The 15,685-nt window shown below is 55.8% G+C and carries 14 protein-coding genes; 4 read left to right on the top strand and 10 right to left on the bottom strand.

Going from position 1 to position 15,685, the window contains the following annotated elements:
- Positions 1–172 precede the first annotated feature (172 nt).
- The 4 genes from TH30_RS13510 to TH30_RS13525 form a co-directional block, all read right to left on the bottom strand.
- On the bottom strand, positions 173–1,450 hold the full coding sequence (locus TH30_RS13510) for an MFS transporter (protein ID WP_258548725.1): 1,278 nt from the start codon (positions 1,448–1,450) through the stop codon (positions 173–175).
- A gap of 79 nt (positions 1,451–1,529) precedes the next feature.
- Positions 1,530–2,477 carry a LysR family transcriptional regulator gene (locus TH30_RS13515; protein WP_114098618.1) on the bottom strand — a complete coding sequence of 316 codons (948 nt, stop codon included), beginning with the start codon at positions 2,475–2,477 and terminating at the stop codon, positions 1,530–1,532.
- 108 nt (positions 2,478–2,585) lie between these two features.
- Positions 2,586–3,755, bottom strand: coding sequence for a DUF3095 domain-containing protein (locus tag TH30_RS13520; protein WP_114098619.1), 1,170 nt, complete (start codon positions 3,753–3,755; stop codon positions 2,586–2,588).
- 55 nt (positions 3,756–3,810) lie between these two features.
- Positions 3,811–4,029, bottom strand: a complete 219-nt coding sequence (locus TH30_RS13525; RefSeq protein WP_114098620.1) for a SlyX family protein — start codon at positions 4,027–4,029, stop codon at positions 3,811–3,813.
- 84 nt (positions 4,030–4,113) lie between these two features.
- Between TH30_RS13525 and TH30_RS13530 the strand changes: the two genes are divergently transcribed.
- Positions 4,114–4,650 (top strand): class I SAM-dependent methyltransferase, encoded by a 537-nt coding sequence (locus tag TH30_RS13530; protein WP_114098621.1) that lies wholly within the window; start codon positions 4,114–4,116, stop codon positions 4,648–4,650.
- Positions 4,651–4,653: 3 nt separating this feature from the next.
- On the opposite strand, the gene TH30_RS13535 is transcribed toward TH30_RS13530, so the two are convergent.
- The 3 genes from TH30_RS13535 to TH30_RS13545 all read right to left on the bottom strand — a co-directional run bounded on the left by TH30_RS13535 (position 4,654) and on the right by TH30_RS13545 (position 6,497).
- Positions 4,654–4,929, bottom strand: coding sequence for a GDCCVxC domain-containing (seleno)protein (locus TH30_RS13535; protein ID WP_114098622.1), 276 nt, complete (start codon positions 4,927–4,929; stop codon positions 4,654–4,656).
- Positions 4,916–5,800 (bottom strand): NAD(P)-dependent oxidoreductase, encoded by an 885-nt coding sequence (locus TH30_RS13540; RefSeq protein WP_114098682.1) that lies wholly within the window; start codon positions 5,798–5,800, stop codon positions 4,916–4,918. Before TH30_RS13540 ends, TH30_RS13535 begins: the two co-directional genes overlap by 14 nt.
- Before the next feature lie 283 nt (positions 5,801–6,083).
- Positions 6,084–6,497 carry a tellurite resistance TerB family protein gene (locus TH30_RS13545; RefSeq protein ID WP_114098623.1) on the bottom strand — a complete coding sequence of 138 codons (414 nt, stop codon included), beginning with the start codon at positions 6,495–6,497 and terminating at the stop codon, positions 6,084–6,086.
- Between the two features lie 365 nt (positions 6,498–6,862).
- Between TH30_RS13545 and TH30_RS13550 the strand changes: the two genes are divergently transcribed.
- Positions 6,863–9,994 (top strand): sensor domain-containing protein, encoded by a 3,132-nt coding sequence (locus tag TH30_RS13550; protein ID WP_258548726.1) that lies wholly within the window; start codon positions 6,863–6,865, stop codon positions 9,992–9,994.
- Between the two features lie 93 nt (positions 9,995–10,087).
- On the opposite strand, the gene TH30_RS13555 is transcribed toward TH30_RS13550, so the two are convergent.
- The gene (locus TH30_RS13555) at positions 10,088–10,732 is read right to left on the bottom strand and encodes a Crp/Fnr family transcriptional regulator (RefSeq protein WP_114098624.1); all 645 of its coding nucleotides are present in this window, start codon (positions 10,730–10,732) and stop codon (positions 10,088–10,090) included.
- Positions 10,733–10,919: 187 nt separating this feature from the next.
- A complete protein-coding gene (locus tag TH30_RS13560; protein WP_258548727.1) occupies positions 10,920–11,366 on the bottom strand; it encodes a DUF2946 family protein in 447 nt (148 codons plus the stop codon).
- Between the two features lie 351 nt (positions 11,367–11,717).
- On the opposite strand from TH30_RS13560, the gene TH30_RS13565 reads away from it, so the two are divergent.
- Together TH30_RS13565 and TH30_RS13570 are read left to right on the top strand one after the other, a co-directional pair.
- On the top strand, positions 11,718–12,287 hold the full coding sequence (locus tag TH30_RS13565; protein ID WP_114098625.1) for an HdeD family acid-resistance protein: 570 nt from the start codon (positions 11,718–11,720) through the stop codon (positions 12,285–12,287).
- 96 nt (positions 12,288–12,383) lie between these two features.
- Positions 12,384–14,306: a heavy metal translocating P-type ATPase gene (locus TH30_RS13570; protein WP_114098626.1), complete on the top strand. Its 1,923-nt coding sequence runs from the start codon at positions 12,384–12,386 to the stop codon at positions 14,304–14,306.
- 41 nt (positions 14,307–14,347) lie between these two features.
- On the opposite strand, the gene TH30_RS13575 is transcribed toward TH30_RS13570, so the two are convergent.
- Positions 14,348–15,640: a glycosyltransferase gene (locus TH30_RS13575; RefSeq protein ID WP_114098627.1), complete on the bottom strand. Its 1,293-nt coding sequence runs from the start codon at positions 15,638–15,640 to the stop codon at positions 14,348–14,350.
- Positions 15,641–15,685 lie beyond the last annotated feature (45 nt).

Raw genomic sequence — 15,685 nt, forward strand, 5'->3', positions numbered from 1 at the left:
CCGGTTGCAACAGTGCCTAGCCAAAGCCACCCTGACAACAGACCAACCCTGAATTCATCCAGTAAAAGGTGAAAATATTTTGCCGGTGAGCAATGCAATGAACGCATAAAAAAGCAGCGACAAGAATGCCTTGTCGCTGCCCGTCAAAATCGTGATTGTTCGGAATGCCCGATCAGGCCGCCTTGGCCGTGCGCAGTTCCTTGTCATCAATGGGCATATGGACAAGGGCCGCAAAGATGCCAAGCCCGACTGAGGTCCACCAGACGGCATCGAAATTGCCGGTCAGGTCATAGACAATCCCGCCCATCCATGCGCCAAAGAACGCACCAACTTGATGGGACAGCATGACAATGCCAAACAGGGTGGCCATGTAGCGCGGCCCAAATACCTGTGCGATCAGGCCACTGGTCAGCGGGACGGTCGACAGCCAAAGGGCGCCCATCGATGCCGAAAACAGCAAGATGGTTTCCGATGTCTTTGGCGAGAAGATAAAGACAATAATGACCAGCGCCCGCATCCCGTAGATGAAGGACAGACCATTCTTCTTGCGCCACTTGCCGCCAGCCCAGCCCGCCGTCAGCGTGCCAAAGATGTTAAACAGGCCAACCAGTGCCAGACCCTCGGCCGCCACCGAACGCGGCAGGCCGCAAAGCTCGGTAAAGGTCGGAAGGTGGGTGGCAATCACGGCAATGTGGAAACCGCAGACAAAGAACCCTGCATTCAAAAGCAGGAAGCCGCGATGTTTGCGTGCCTCGTGAAAGGCTGCGGCAAGGCCCTGTGGACCCAGATCGGGGGTGGCGGTCGGGCTGTTGCCCTCGGCCTTGCCAGTCAGGGCAAAGGCAGCAGGCACAATCAGCATCGAAATGGCGGCAAGAATGCCAAGGGTCGCGACATAGCCAAGCGATCCGTTAAGGGCCTGTGCGGTCGGGGCCATGACAAACTGACCAACCGAACCGCCCGCCGATGCAAGACCAAGGGCAAAGCTGCGGCGTTCGGGGCTGAAAACACGGCTGATTGCGGCCAGAATAACCGGGAAGCTGGTCGCACCGACACCTGTGCCAATCAGGAAGCCAGCCGTCAGGTGCAACTCGCCGGGGGTTGATGATGTGCCCATCATGTAAAGGCCAAGACCATACAGGATGGAGCCACCGATCAGGGTCCGGGTGGTGCCAAACCGGTCGGCAAGCGCACCGGCGATCGGGGCAGATATCCCCCACATCAGGTTCTGAATGGCAAAGGCAAGACCAAAGGTCGCTGCCGTCCAGCCGGTATCATTGAGCATGTCGGGAATAAACAGGCCAAGTGACTGACGCACACCAAGGTTCAGCGACAGGACAAGGCAACCGCAAAGCAGAACCAGCCAGGGGAACCATTTGGTTGCCCGCAACAACGCCAGACGCGTCGGGCTGGGGGTGCCGGATGAGCTGCCGGCATTTTGGGTGGGGCTCATGAATGTTCCTCCGCAAGGGGAATGAGTATGTTGGTGGCGATAGTGGGCGCATTGCGGTCATGCGTCCAATTCATTCGAATTATGATGCTGATAACATTTGCGCATGATCGGGGTTTGACATTTCGCCAGCCCGGATCACGATATCTCCGATTTTATCAATGATATCATTAAGATCACCGCTTGAGGTGCGCCGGATCAGGGTGATGGCCATATCCCAGTTCATGCCGGGAATATCAAGGATCCGGATGCGATCGCTGGCCGGGCTATGCATGCAAAAGCGCCGTGCCATGATGCCATATCCGGCCCCGGCCGCGACCATTTCGATCTGCAATTCAAGGGCGGAGACTTCAAGCACGGAATTGAATTCGACACCATTCTTGCGCGCCCAGGCATTGCCAAGGGCACGGAAAGTACAGCCTTCGGGCATCAGGACCATCGGATGTCTGGCAAGTTCGGTAATGCTTGTCGGGTGATGGCGGGCCGATTTCGGACCGATGGCAACAATATGATCATCCAGCAGCCTTTGAGGGACCAGACTTGCCGGAAGGTCGCGGGTCTGAATGCCGCCGACAATGCCATTGGGGCCATCAAGCGAAAGCATGGCATCAATCTCGCCACGTCGCAGAAGCGGTAGAAGTTCACTTGACCAGCCGCTTTTGATGGACAGCGATATATCGGGAAAGGATTGATGAAGTTCGCGCAGTTCCGGTGCGGTCAGAAGCGGTGCCGAACCATGACTGACGCCAAGCCGGAAGGGGCCCTGTCGTCTGGTATCGCCGGAAATGGCGTCGGTAAACCCGTCAAGGCGGCGCAAAAGATCTCGGGCCTCGGTAAGTGCGCGGTGACCGGCAGGGGTTGGTTGCAACGGTTTGGTCGACCGGTCAAACAGCGATGTGCCAATACGGTCTTCAAGACGCTGAATGCGGCGTGTCACGGCGGGCTGTGTCAGGCCAAGCTTGTCGGCGGCACCGTGAAAGGATTGCGCATCTGCGACGGCAATCAGGGCTTCGAGTTCGCGGGTATCCATCATCCGTGTCCTGATCTGTCAGGGATCAGGACAGTGTCAGACATTTCAAGACGTCATGCAATGAATCTATTGGCACCGTATCATTGATGCGTTTTGCGCATGTCAAGGCTATGTGGCTGGGGTTTGGTTCGTCCCGATTGCACCGATCTTGGCCTTGTAGGCAGCAGCGGCGGCGGTATAGCCGCCTTCGCCCCCATCAAGGAAATGGAAATGCGCGTCATTGGTGATCGAGGGCACGATACAGGTCATGATCGCACTGCGTTGATGATGGGTGCCAAACAGGATGTCGCCGCGCTGTTCGGCCGCATGCAAATATTCCTCGATCTCTGCGCTGCGATCCGCGCTGCAATTCACCGTCATCCAGAGACCGTCACCGAACTTTCGAAAGTCGGTGTTATTGCCGGTGAAATCGCGATAGCGCTTGGGGTCAAAGTCGCCAAGCTTCCATCCGGTTTTCATCAGGACAAGCGCAATCAGCGAGATATAGAACGCCTTGAACCAGGCCTTGAAATATCCGCCTTCCTGATGTTCGGTGGCAATGGCTTCAAGTTTGAGCCCCGGCGGGGGAAAGGCAAAATCAGGCCCCTTGGCCGGGATCGGGCTGCTTTTGCGTGGAGCATCGTCAAGAAGTTCAAACAGATGTTTGACAACCGTATCAAATTTGGCGCGGTCATCGGTCGGCTGAACAATGATCGACAGGATGTGATCATCGCCTTTGGCCTTGATCGGCGACCAGCGGCACGAGAGCCCGGTCAGATCCGGACGCGTCCCGGCCGGGGCCGGGGCCACGATATTGTCGCCTGCCTTCATGCGATCTTCGGCCCATTTAAGGCCCCGACCACTGAACATGGCATAGGAAACCGGGTGCGAGACGGCATAGCGCGCAACCCGGATATCGCGTCCGGTGGCACGAATATCGGAAATCCGGGCCAGCGCAACGCGCAGGTCAAAATCAAGGGTTTCGCGCGCCCAGGTGGCGGTCGCAGCCAGGGCCGCCCGCACATCCTCGATCCGGTCAGGCGGGCAGGCAAAGCTCGCGCCGTCACCGCCAAAGATAAAGGGATAATCGGAATGGCCCAATGCGTTGCTGACCGCACAGATCACGGATGCGCCAACCATATTCACATCCTTGAACCGCCCGGCGGCAATCGCCCTGGTTGATCCGACGATATCGGATGTGCCTACCCACCAGTCGTCAGGCAGTCGATGATATACATCGCCATCGAGTACTCTGGCGAAGTCGTCAAATACCGGAATATCAAGATACAGGTTGGTCACGTCCTACTCGCAATCTGGTGCTGGTGCCGCAGGTCTTTACGGGTCTTTCAGACGATCAGTAGTGCGGAGGCGGAGCATCGTCTTCTGGTGCTGTACGCAGAAAATCGATCATCCGTTTAATATCAGCAGACATTAATTTATTCTGGCGTTCCAGAAGATCAATACGATCCCACTGGGATTTGATCATGTCTGAAAGGTCGCTTACCACGGAATCCATGTGTGCGAGCTGGGTTTCAAGTTCAGTGATGCGGGTTTCCGTGTCTTCGTTATGCATGCTGGTATCTTCTGGATTTGGGGGCCACCGTGTGGCAGGACTAAAGACTGAATTCACCCGGACACTAACATATTTAGCGGGCTTATGACTGATTTATCGGTACTTGTTTTCGTCGTTATCATTCTGGGTCTGATTGCGGCTTATGCCGTTTGGCTGCGTTCGGTTCCCATGCCGACATTGTCCGCGGCGGCTGATGAAATCATTGCCTATATCCCGGCTGACGTCACAACCGTCACCGATTTCGGATCGGGGTGGGGGGATTTGACCTTTGCCATTGCCCGTGCGCGTCCCGGGATCAGTGTAACCGGGATCGAACTGTCCCCGGTGCCCTATGCGATCAGCCGGATGCGGGCGGTCTTGGCTGCCAAGCCGAACCTGACGCTGATCCGGGGGGACTTTCGCAAGCTTGACCGTGATCCGGGCGATGTTGTGATCTGTTTTCTGGATCCGCGCGTCATGGCCGATGTCGGCGATGTCCTGTCAGAACGGATGCGCGATGGCGCGATTGTCATTTCACGCGCCTTTTCCATTCCCGGCTGGCAGGCCTTTGGCGAAGTGCCGATGAAATCCGGTCCGGACCGGTTGTATCTATACCGGTTTGGAAAGCACAAGCCAGGCTGATCGTTAGGGGATTTCCGCCTGGTCCGCCTTCGTGGTGCCATTGCCGCCACAACAGGAAGCATTCTTGCCATCAAGCTGAACCGGCGGGCAGGGGACCGTGCCGTAAGAACAAAATACACAGCAATCCCCGGCAAGCGGGCGCAGTACCGCCCCGCATCCCTTACAGTCATAAAAATACTGGCAGGCATCGGTTGGCATGGTTTCGGTTTCGACATGGCCACATTCCGGGCATGTCAGAACCGATGTCAGTTCGACATCTTGCTGGTCAGTCTTCTTCATAGACTTTGATCAGTGCGGAATGGTCAAGTTCGCCACCGCCCATGGCGATGACTTCGTCATAAAGCTCCAGCGCGAGCCGCGAGAAGGGCAGTTCAAGACCAAGTTCACCTTCGGAAAATTCAAGTGCCTGATAGAGGTCCTTGCGCTGGGTGACAACCTTGCCGCCCGGTTCGAAATTGCGCTCGATCATGCGTTCGCCATGCTTTTGCAAGATTGCAGAATCTGCAAATCCGCCGGTCAGGGCCGAGCGCAGCTTGTCAAGATCAACACCTGCCTCATCGGCCATCGAGAAGGCTTCGGCAACCGCACCGATGGTGATGCCGACAATCATCTGGTTGGCGGCCTTGGCGATCTGGCCCGACGTTACATCGCCGACATGGGTGACGCGTGCGCCCAGAACATCAAACACCCGATGCGCGCGTTCGAAATCCTGCTTGTCGGCGCCGACCATGATCGAAAGCGTGCCGTTTTCAGCTCCATGCGTGCCACCCGAAACCGGGGCATCAATCCAGCGGCCACCGGCATCCTCGACCGCATCGGCAAAGCGGCGTGTCGCATCAACGGCGGTGGTGCCCATATCAATGACAATCGTGCCTTCTTCCATGCCGTCAATGACGCCGTCCTCGCCGAGCAGCACATTTTCAAGGGCGGGCGTATTGGCAACGCAGATGATGACAATATCGGCCTCGGCGGCGGCGTCTGCGGGGGTGCCTGCCGTTGCAATGCCAAGATCTTCAAAGGCATTGAGCGTTTCTGGATTGCGGGTATTGACCGTCAGGATCGCTCCGGCCTTTTCAAGATTGAGCGCCATCGGGCGCCCCATCAGTCCAAGTCCGATAAAGGCGATATTTTCCCCGGAAAGAGCAGTCATGACAGCGGTCCCTTTTGTGGCGGTGAACGACAACGGATCGGTCGATACGCAACCCCACGCGCGCCGAATGGCACGTATGCGGTGATTCTTGTGGCTAGGCCATATCACATTGTGGCGTTGATGAAAGCTGCGATTTCAAGGGGAACTTGCCCGAAATGCGCTTGGTACACCACAATTTGTGTCAGACACGGCCTCGTTGTTTCGGGTTTTGCTGATGAATTCTGCTTTGTTTCGTCATGCCAGACATATGTCGTCTGACGCGTGTTGCCACAATGCCCGACCCCTAGAAATCACCGGGGCGAACATAGCGGGCAGCCATGGCACGTTCAATTGCCGCGCCGACAAGACGGTCGATATCAAGCCGGTGGCGCAGAAGTTCAAGGATACGAAGTTCTTCCTGACTGATTTCACTGTCAGACAGAACAATTTCGCAGGCAAAGACATAGGCGGTTTCACGCAATTTGCGCGGCAGGGCATCGCGGATCATGGTCAGTGCGCGGTCCATGCCGTCTTCTTCGCCAAGCAGGCTTGCACAATCGCGGGCCACACTGGTGACACCGTCATTGTCAAATCCGGCAAAAATCGGAAGATACCGTACCCGGCGTCCCATAGCGGAAAGCTCGGCATCCGTAATGTCATTATCGGCGGCCGAAACCATAACCATTGTGTAGATCAAGGCGTCCTGATGCGAAATCACGTTGGTTACTCCTTTCCAGTATGATTATCAGAATCGTGTCTGTGCAGACCGTTGACGTTCGTCGCATTACACTGTGACAACCATTAGGCGGAGGAATGGTATTCTGATAACAATCAGCGGGCAACAGTTAACCGATTAAATTTTTTGGATTTTAATGATTACGTAGGGAAATCTGACACAATCTGTTCAAGTCGGTCACGCGGGGTAAAAAAATGCATCGAAAGATGTGCGTGATTCAGGCAATCTAAAAAAAATTAAGCCGGTTCAAAATAATAGCGACATAAAGTGGCTGCTTACTCTCTTTGGGGAAAAATAGCCTTTGCAGTGCATGGGGTAGCAGTTATGGTCTCGCAGCGATAACGAAAATGACGATTAAAGCGGATATGGGAGACATCAACGCAATCAATTCCGCCAACACACTGGCGGCATTGATCAGCCACCTGCGTATGCCGGCTGGATTGTTTGATCCTGTCCGAAAGTGTCTGCTTGTCAATGCGTTATGGGTTCCCTGGTTTGATCAGGACATCGAAGAGTCCCGGTGGTACGAGATTGATGATCTCGGCAGCTTGTCGGATCTGCTACCGGAACTTGCGGACGAAATTCTTCAGAATAGCGGATATCACAGCCGTACTCTTGCAGTTGGCGGCGCAGACCATGTGCTGTTTGGCTGGAAGCTGAGCATTCGTGGAGTTGACTATATCCGCCTGATGGTGATGGATGACGATGTGTCATCAGGCATGGGCAGCCTGATATCGCCACAACCGGTTCTGATATTCGAACGCGATGGCGCAATGCGATGTGCGAACCGCGCGGCCGAACAGCTGGCCCTTGAGATGGGCTTTGCAAGCCCGTTCGCATTGGCCCATCCGGTGGATCAGCGTTCCCTTGTTGATCAGAATGGTCCGCAATTTGACGAAGAAAATTCACGCACGGTTCATTACGGACAGCGTTTCTTCCAGTGGCAATGCATGCCGCTTTTCGGTGCCGAATTTGTCGTCCTGTTTGCACAGGAACGCACGCGCGAGGAAAGTTATCGCCGCGCGCTTGAACATGCGGTGCACGGGATTATTGAACTGAGTGCCGATGGCACGATCACCCATGTAAACGAAGAAACCGCAGCCCTGTTTAATTATGACAGTGTGCGCGAAGTCATGCAGGCCTATCTGCGCCATCCCGAGACATTCTATGCCCAGGACAGTGATCGTGTGCAGCTGCGCCGTGATCTGGCAACAGGTATTGGGGTCCATGCGCGCGATATCGAAATGCGCCGTTCGGACGGCAGTCAGATCTGGGTTCGCCTGAATGCGACCGAAATCCGTGGCGAAGGCGGCGGGTTGCTTGGCTATAGCGTCACGATGACCGACATCACCAAAAGCCGTCAGGCGGAATATGACCTGCGCCGGCGTCAGGAACGCTATCGCGCACTGGTTCAGACCGCAGGCAGCGTGATCATGTTCCTCGATGCCGAGGGACGCATTCTTGAATATAACCGTGAATGCGAATGGACCTTTGGCTATTCCTGGATGGAGGCCGCCGGTCAGAACTTTTTTGATTTCCTGCTGATTGAAAGTGACCGTGCGCGGGTGCGTATGGCGGTACGTCGTCTGCTTTCCGGTGAAATCATCAAGGATGAGGTTTTCTCGTTCAAGCGCCGTGATGGTGAAGTCCGCCTGTTGCAATGGAATGCCCGCGCGCATTTCGGTGAAGATGGCGACGTGGCCGGTGTGATCTGTATCGGCCAGGACGTAACCGAGAAACTGGCGGTCGAGCGTGCGCTTCGCCACGCCGAAGAGAAATTCCGCGGTATCTTTGAAAACTCTGCCGAGGGGCTTTATCAAAGCAGGCCTATGGGGCCGGTTCTGTCCGCCAATCCGGCATTCGTTTCGATTTTGGGCTATGAGTCCGTTGATGAGTTGATGTTGCAAAATGACGAACTTCAACATCATTACCTGAACCCCGTAAGTCGCCTGCGCCTTACGGGGCGTTTGTTACGCGATGGAATTGTGCAGGGCTTTGAAACAGAGCTGCGCCGCAGTGACGGTAAGATCATCTGGGTCGAGGAAAATGCCCGTCTGGTCCGCGACGAGAAGGGGCGTCCCCACCTGATCGAAGGATCGATTACCGACATTACCGACCGCAAGCGCAGCGAAGCCCGCATTCAGTTCCTTGCCCATCATGACGGCTTGACCGGTCTTCCCAATCGCACGCTGTTTCAGGAGCGACTGGCTGCCGCGGTCGAACGATCCAAACGCGAACGCCGCAATTTTGTCCTGATGATGTTTGATCTGGATAACTTTAAAGACATCAACGACACACTCGGCCACCCCATCGGTGACCTACTCTTACAGGGGGTAGGGGAACGCATGCGCGTTTGTCTGCGCAACGAGGATGTGGTCGCCCGTCTGGGCGGGGATGAATTTGCCGTTCTGATCCATGAACCCGGATCGGTCGAGGAAGTCACATTCGTTGCCCAGCGCCTGATTGAACGCGTTTCTGAACGCTTCATGCTTGATGGCAACGAGGTTCAGGCATCGACCTCGGTCGGGATTTGCATGTATCCGCAGGATGGTCGCGATGAAAAGGACCTTCTGCGCAATGCCGATCTTGCGCTTTATTGTTCCAAGGCCGAAGGCCGCAACCGGTATCATTTCTTTGAGCCGAAATTGCAGGTCGAGGTTCAGGAACGCAAGGCGATGGAACGCGATCTTAGCCACGCGATTGAAAATGACGAGCTGGAACTGTTCTATCAGCCGATCATTGAAATGGGTGGGCATCGTATCATCGGCATGGAGGCCCTTGTTCGCTGGTTCAGTCCGTCACGTGGCCCCGTCAGTCCGGTTGATTTCATCCCGGTTGCCGAACGCATGGGCATCATTGGCGATATCGGCAAATGGGTTTTGAACCGTGCCTGTGAACAAACCAAGATCTGGCGCGATGAGGGGTTCGGGGAGCTGACGATTTCGGTCAACCTGTCGCCGCTTGAACTGGCGCGCCACGAAGACCTGATTGAAAGTGTCGGCGAAGTCCTGGCGCGTTCGGGCCTTAATCCGCGTCAATTGCAGTTCGAGGTCACCGAAGGTGCGGTGATGGACAACCCGCGCGAGGCGGCCATTACCCTTGGCATTCTGCGTAATCAGGGCATCCGGATTGCGATTGACGATTTCGGCACCGGCTATTCGTCGCTGGCCTATCTGAAACGCTTCCCAGTCGACAAGATCAAGATCGACCGGTCCTTTATCATTGATATCGACAGTTCCGATGGCAATGCCGCGATTGTCCGTGCGGTGGTGTTCCTGGCGCGTTCGTTCGGGATGGCTGTGAATGTCGAGGGTATTGAAACCGAAACCCAGCTTGAACATATCGCGTCCGAGGGCGTGGACGAGGTACAGGGATTCTATTTCAGCAAGCCTGTCTCGGCGAGTGACATGGAAGCCTTGCTGAAATCCAACAAAACTGCGCCAACGCATTTCCCGCTGACCGGGAATGCCGTGCATTAAGCAGCGCGCGCGTGACCGCAGAATATCGAAATTGAAAAAGGTGCATGGGGATAACCGCCACACACCTTTTTTCATGTTTGCACCGATCTTTGATCAGGCGGCGGATTGTTGCCGGGCTTCGCCAGCCCCGGCACAAAGCTTTGCCCGGTTGATCTGCATGACCGTGGGCAGGGCCGGACTTTTGGAAATGGCTCCTTCACGTTTGAGATTGGCAATCATGCGACTGGCCGTTTCGGTCGTGGTTGCAATGATATTGCCAAGCTTTTCACGGTTGGGCAGGGCGACCTGATCCTTGTGCGATGCCCAAAGCAGGAACCGGCAAATGCGGCGCATGGCCGATCCGGTGCCAAAGCTTATTTTAAGCTGCTGGGCATCCATGACTTCGGTCGCAAGCAGGCTCATGACCGCCATTTGAGTCTGGCGATCGTGCTGCTGGGTTTCTTGCAACCGTTTGATCGGGATCCGCTTGATGATCGAAGGCGCAATGGTTTCGATCACCAGGGTCGGATCACAGACCGCAAGCATTTCAAGTCCGATCACATCGCCGGGGCGGTAAACCCGGCAGACCTGTCTTTCGCCGTCTTCGGTATATTTGCAGCGAAGGGCAAGGCCGTTTGCCAGAAGATAGATATAGCTCTGATCTTCGGCATGATGACCGATGCTGGCATCGGCCGGCAGGTTAAGGGCCGATGGCTCGGCGAGTATTTCCATAATTTTCAAGGCGTCTTGTTTGTTCATGGGTTGTCCCCCATTGGCAAATTCAGGATACGCGGCAAATGCGGGGTCGCGTATCGACACCAGTCGTTAGGCCCGGCATGGCATCCGGGATGGCCCGATTGGATGGGCGCTGCACATTGTTTTCAGACGGATTCCGGGCGTGAAGATACAGTGATGGCGTAAAATGCCGAAAACCGCGGAAACAAAATCAGATCAAAGCGGGCGGTGCGCGCGGGGATGCTGCAATCGGGCAAAAGTCGTGCAGACGTGCCGTGATGTGAAGGGCTGTGACCTGATTGGAAAGCTTGACCCGCTGAACATCTGGAAGTTCCGGCTCGACCGGCATGCCGACAGCATGATTGCCAAGTCCGCAACTCGCACATTGAAAGCCCTCATAGGCGTTCGAACTGTGCGGGGCGGTGGCACCATCATTTGCGACCTCGGCCGGGACGGAAATGGTCTTGATGCCGTTGGCCGTACAGATAATCAGGGGAACATAGGTAACTTCGGATGCCGTCGTGCTGGTCGGAACCGCAGCAAGGGCAACAGGGGCGTGCATGAACCCGAACATCATGCCATTAACCAGCAACAGCCATCCGACAAGGAGTGACAGTGTGCGTCGAATGACCGGAATATGTTTTCGGGTAACTGACACGGCTTCTATCCAGATTGGAAAGATACGGGTTTTCAATAGCCCTTTGAAAGCGCCCTGTCAAAGCCTGCAATTGTGAACCAGTTATCAGAATTTCTTTATAATGATTCAAACAAATCCCGTGATCGCAGGTAACCCGTGGTTTGTGCGTTCGGGCCGATGGTTCGCGGGCAGATTTTTTGTCGGGATTTTTTTAAAAGCGTCATGAAAAGGGCGCAAGAATATCTGTGATCTGATTGGGGATGATGGTCCAACATATTGCAACTCATAAACTTTTGTATTCAGTCGGAACAAAATGAACTATTTTGGGTTGAGATTTGTTGATGCCATCCGCACTCACACAGGAGCAAATCCATGACCCAGGTCGTAAATGACGGTACCCCGGAAATGCGCGGACTTCTCGACAAGGGCCGCAAGCGGCTGCGCAATGTTGGCGTGATCATGCTGATCCTTGGTGTTCTGGCTGTGGCTTTCCCATTGGCAACGACGATTGCGTTTAAAACCATCATTGGCTGGTTGTTCATTATCGGCGCGCTTGGTCATTTCTATGGCGCCTGGAATGCCGATACGCCCACCCGGCGATCTGTTGATGTTGTTCAGGGCATCATTTTTGGTGTGATTGGTGGCTGGCTGGCATTCTTTCCGCTGGCCGGGATCGTGACCCTGACGGTGTTGCTTGCCATTGCCTTTATCCTGCAGGGCCTGCTTGAAATCGTGATGGCCTCACGGCTCAGCCAGTTTCCCGGCTGGAAATGGATGCTGTTTTCGGGCGGTGTTGCCATCCTTGCCGGTGTCCTGATTTTCGCCGAATTGCCAAGTTCTGCCAGCTGGGCAATTGGCCTGTTGCTGGGCATCAATTTGCTGTCATCGGGTTTCAGCTATCTGATGGTTTCGGTTGCGATGGGCAAGGTTTCGCGTCTTTGACACCCCAAAGGCCTGTGGTGACCGTATTGTTCAGGCGGGGCTGCGTAGCGGCGTGCATTCATGGCATGATCGCAGAACCACATTCGGGATTTGACCATGGCAGCACAGGCTTTTGAAGATTTTCTTGCCCGGATAGATGACAGGCTTTCGACACCTGTCCTTAATCGTGTGATCCTGATTGCGACACTGGTCGCCATGGGGACGCATTTTGTGCTGCTTTGGGCGGGGCCTCACAGGGTCGGTGCGTATCAGGCCGCAGATATCCCGCTTTTGGCACTGTTTGTGATCGGGGGCGTGCCGATCCTCGGCCAGCTTGCCATCAAGTTGCTCAGGCGCGAAATGGGTGCGGATTTTCTGGCTGCCATTGCCTTTGTGACCGGTGTGTGGCTCGGTGAATATCTGGCGGCCAGCCTGATCATCCTGATGCTGACTGGCGGGCAGGTTCTGGAAAGCTTTGCCATGCGCAAGGCATCCTCGGCACTCAATGCCCTTGCGCGTCGCATGCCCAGTGTCGCGCATCGCAAGGAAGCCGGGGGCGATATTACCGACATTGCCCTTGATGATGTTCAGATCAATGATCTGATCGCGGTCTTTCCCCATGAAACAGCCCCGGTCGATGGCACCGTTGTCGATGGTCATGGCTCGATGGATGAAAGCTATCTGACCGGCGAGCCCTATGTGGTGGCCAAGGCACCGGGAACGGCGGTGTTATCGGGTGCGATCAATGGCGAGGCGGTCCTGATCATCCGGGCGGAAAAACGCGCACGCGATTCCCGTTATGCCCAGATCATGGATGTGATGGCCGAGGCCGAACAAAAACGCCCGCGCATCCGCCGTCTTGGTGATCAGATCGGTGCATGGTTTGCGCCCGCCGCCCTGATCTTTGCCATTCTTGTCGGGTATCTGAGCGGGGACTCATCACGCTTTCTGGCCGTGCTGGTGGTGGCAACACCCTGTCCGCTTCTGATTGCCATTCCGATCACGGTAATGAGTGCGATTTCCATTGCTGCCCGGCGCGGCATCGTCATTCGCGACCCGACGGTGCTGGAACGCCTGCCGACCTGCCAGACCGCGATTTTTGACAAGACCGGGACACTGACCTATGGGCGGCCGGAGCTGGTCGATGTCGTGCCCGGCGCCGGGTTTGAGGGGGATTTTGTCCTGCGCCTGACAGCGGGGCTGGAACGCTATTCCAAGCATCCGCTGGCATCCGCGGTGCTTAAGGCCGCCAAGCTCCGCAAGCTGCCGCTTGATGAAGTTTCTCGTGCCTCGGAAAAACCCGGACAGGGATTAAGCGGGCAGGTTGATGGCCATGAAGTGGTGGTCACCCACCGCAACAAGCTTATGAAATCCGATCCCGAGATGGCAAAGCTTCTGCCCGACACCACGGCGGGGCTTGAATGTGTGGTGCTGATCAATGGCCAATATGGCGCGACATTCCGGTTCCGCGACACACCGCGCGCCGAAGGTGAAAGCTTCGTCGGGCATCTGGGCGACATCCATCATTTCAAAAAGGTGATGTTGCTGTCAGGCGACCGCGAAAGCGAGGTCAGCTACCTTTCGGAACTGCTGGGTATTTCCGAAAGTCTGGCATCACAAAGCCCGGAACAGAAAGTCGCCATCGTCCGGGCCGAGGCCGCCAAGGCCCCGACACTGTTCATGGGCGATGGCATCAACGATGCCCCGGCACTGGCTGTTGCCACCGTCGGCATTGCCTTTGGCAAGGAAAGTGCGGTCACGGCGGATGCCGCCGGTGCCGTGATCCCCGAAGCATCGCTGGTCACGGTGGACGAGCTCCTTCACATCAGCATGGCGATGCGTCGCATTCTTTTGCAAAGCGTGATTGGTGGCATGGTGCTATCCATCGTCGCCATGGGCTTTGCCGCGGCTGGCTACATCACGCCTGTTGCGGGTGCGCTGTTGCAGGAAGGCATTGATATCATCGCGATCCTCAATGCGCTCAGACTGGCAATCGCGCATGATATTGATGCCGATATGGTAGAGCAGCCAAACGCCTGAGACGCCAAGTTTGCGGTCCAGCTAACAGTATTCGGAAAGTGTTAGTGGTTAACCGCGCGCGTGATTTCGGCAATGGCATTCGCGATGCCGTCTTCATCGGCGATCTTGCTTGCGACGCGTTCGGCGTTGTTGCGATAGGCCGGCGTTTCAAGGACCGTTTTGATCTGATGGGCCAGGATCGCGGCATCAAGTTTTGCAGGCTTGATCGGGCATGGCGCAACGCCAAGCCCGTGCAGGCGCTTTGCCCAGAAAGGTTGATCACCGAAAAACGGAATGATGATCGACGGGCGACCGGCGCGCAGTGCTGCGGCACAGGTGCCAGCCCCGCCATGATGAATGACGAGATCGACTTTCGGGAACAGCCAGTCATGGGGAACTTCGCGGACCGCAAGGATGTTGGATGGCCAGTCAATGTCGCCCATGCCGCCCCAGCCGGTTGCAATGATAGCGCTCACACCGGCTTGTGAGACGGCCTTAACAATCATCTCTGCCATCGCGGTCGGATCATTGCCGTGCATTGACCCGAAACCGATATATATCAGGTTTTCGTGACGTTCGACAAAGCTTTTTAATGCCGGATCAGGCAGGTTTGTTTGTGCGCCCCCGTCCAGAAACCAGTATCCAGTGACAGTTGCGTGTGTCGGCCAGTCTGTGGGGCGATTGATCACAGCGTTGCCAAAGGCGTGGATCATGGGCAGCGTACCGGACTTACAAGACTGAAGGATGTCCAAAGAGTTGGCATTGATCCCGTTTTGGCGTCGTGCGGCCCATCTGTGAACTTGCCGACGCAGTGTCGCGTTCAAAAGCCTATATATCAGCGTGCCGGTCACGCGGTTATACCAGCGGCCCAACACACCTCTTGGGCCAAGATCGGGAACGCCCATATGCGGATAATCGCCGGTCGGGATAAAGGACGGGATCAGTTGCGCCATCACAACCGGGATACCGAAATGCCTGCCAATCGGCAGCGCGCCAAAGGTTTTCGGATGAAAAACGATGACGTCGGGCTTGGCCTGATCTATCGCGCGGAAAATGCCATCAAGCAGCCTGTCCTGAAGACCACGCGCCTTTTTGCCGATGGCAAATAACGATCTCAGTTTCGCCAAGGCCGATGCCTTCGGATCAGACGCATCGGCAAATTGCGGGTCATCCATAAGCGCAATCAGCGCATCGGTCAGGGCTGCGAATTCAAGATCATGATCGGTGATAAAACCGGCAAAGCGTTCCGGGGCGGCGACGGTGACCCGATGCCCCTTTTGGATCAGTCCACGCCCCAACGCGACAAAGGGCTGCACATCGCCGCGCGTCCCATAGGTCATCAGCATGACATGCATGATCCATCCTTTTTGCCGTTCCAAAGAACACCCTGCGCCTTAAAA

Source organism: Thalassospira profundimaris, from assembly GCF_003326795.1.
Lineage (GTDB): Bacteria > Pseudomonadota > Alphaproteobacteria > Rhodospirillales > Thalassospiraceae > Thalassospira > Thalassospira profundimaris_C.

Bases quoted from the DNA above. Each gene is read 5' to 3' on its own strand.
- TH30_RS13530 (WP_114098621.1), top strand. From the start codon at position 4,114: ATGACTGATTTATCGGTACTTGTTTTCGTCGTTATCATTCTGGGTCTG.
- TH30_RS13535 (WP_114098622.1), bottom strand. From the start codon at position 4,929: ATGAAGAAGACTGACCAGCAAGATGTCGAACTGACATCGGTTCTGACA.
- TH30_RS13570 (WP_114098626.1), top strand. From the start codon at position 12,384: ATGGCAGCACAGGCTTTTGAAGATTTTCTTGCCCGGATAGATGACAGG.
- TH30_RS13550 (WP_258548726.1), top strand. From the start codon at position 6,863: ATGACGATTAAAGCGGATATGGGAGACATCAACGCAATCAATTCCGCC.
- TH30_RS13565 (WP_114098625.1), top strand. From the start codon at position 11,718: ATGACCCAGGTCGTAAATGACGGTACCCCGGAAATGCGCGGACTTCTC.
- TH30_RS13555 (WP_114098624.1), bottom strand. From the start codon at position 10,732: ATGAACAAACAAGACGCCTTGAAAATTATGGAAATACTCGCCGAGCCA.
- TH30_RS13515 (WP_114098618.1), bottom strand. From the start codon at position 2,477: ATGGATACCCGCGAACTCGAAGCCCTGATTGCCGTCGCAGATGCGCAA.
- TH30_RS13525 (WP_114098620.1), bottom strand. From the start codon at position 4,029: ATGCATAACGAAGACACGGAAACCCGCATCACTGAACTTGAAACCCAG.
- TH30_RS13540 (WP_114098682.1), bottom strand. From the start codon at position 5,800: ATGACTGCTCTTTCCGGGGAAAATATCGCCTTTATCGGACTTGGACTG.
- TH30_RS13510 (WP_258548725.1), bottom strand. From the start codon at position 1,450: ATGAGCCCCACCCAAAATGCCGGCAGCTCATCCGGCACCCCCAGCCCG.
- TH30_RS13575 (WP_114098627.1), bottom strand. From the start codon at position 15,640: ATGCATGTCATGCTGATGACCTATGGGACGCGCGGCGATGTGCAGCCC.